This window comes from Phocaeicola sp. RTP21198st1_B8_RTP21198_201120, from assembly GCF_040929485.1.
Lineage (GTDB): Bacteria > Bacteroidota > Bacteroidia > Bacteroidales > Bacteroidaceae > Phocaeicola > Phocaeicola dorei.
The window spans coordinates 1-1029 of the sequence record NZ_JBCOCI010000564.1 but is presented as its reverse complement, the minus strand read 5'-3'; the positions used below and the strand labels follow the sequence as shown (position 1 = coordinate 1029).

The 1029-nt window shown below is 33.1% G+C and carries 2 protein-coding genes; one reads left to right on the top strand and one right to left on the bottom strand.

The genetic code is table 11. The features are described from left to right. The coding region (locus tag AB5935_RS28125) for a GNAT family N-acetyltransferase (RefSeq protein WP_368328120.1) at window positions 1-301 on the top strand (301 nt) is incomplete at its 5' end. Between the two features lie 457 nt (window positions 302-758). Here the strand turns inward: AB5935_RS28125 and AB5935_RS28120 are convergent. Next, window positions 759-1029, bottom strand: a 271-nt coding sequence (locus AB5935_RS28120; RefSeq protein ID WP_368328119.1) for an inner membrane CreD family protein, incomplete at its 5' end; no start/stop codon positions are given.

Sequence of the window (1029 nt, the reverse complement as noted above, 5' to 3'; positions counted from 1 at the left end):
TGCAGTGACTCGTGAAGGGGAAGGTATTTATGAAATCAAGAATATTGCTAACGTTCCTTTCTTTCAACGGCAGGGGTATGGAAAACGTTTAATCGAATTTTTATTTGAATATTATCAGGGAAAGTGTTCTGAAATGTTAGTGGGTACAGGCGATGTACCTTCTTCCAGATCTTTTTATGAACACTGTGGTTTTGCGATTTCTCACCGGATAAAGAATTTCTTTACTGACAACTACGATCATCCGATGTATGAGGATGGTGTGCAGTTGGTGGATATGATATATTTGAAGAAAACATTTTAGTGTGTAGTGAGTGAAGGAAGTTCAATCGTTTGGATGAAATAAAGAATTTTGTTTGTTTATGTTACTGTATGAATGAACGGCTTATTTATAACCTCCTATTGTATGAAAACGTGTTTGTCAATTTTTACAATTAAAGACTACGTTCTTAATAAACGTACTTTCGGTTTATAATAAACTTTTTGATAGTTTATTATAAACGGTATCAGAGTTTATTAAAAACTATTTTGAGTATTTTTAGAGATTCTATAGAATGAGTTAAGTAAAAATATAAACAAAATAGGGCAATGATCGTTAGATCATTGCCCTATGATATATCTGTATTAATACTAAAATGTATCAGTTTAAAGGTCCTTTATGTCTCTATTTTTCCTAGATTTTTCATTTCTCTTATTGCTTTTGTTTTCTCAAAGATACAAAATAAAAAGCCATTTGTCAAGTGTTTCAGAAGAAAAGCCGATTATTCATTAAACCAGTCTATTTTCTTTGAAAAATACATCACTATTGCCAGAATGATAAACAGTCCTAAGCTGCCTGCCAATAATGCGAAAGTCTCCAGCTGGATAAGAACAAAGATATAAATATAGAGTATAGCCAATAGGCCGGACATGATTAATGATGGTTTCTTTTTCTTGGTAATTCCGAACATATAGCCGCCTACCAGTATAATAGTCAGTGCAGAAGATAACAAATAGGCCGGGTTGAAACCGACGTGCTCGGAGAAAGAGAGG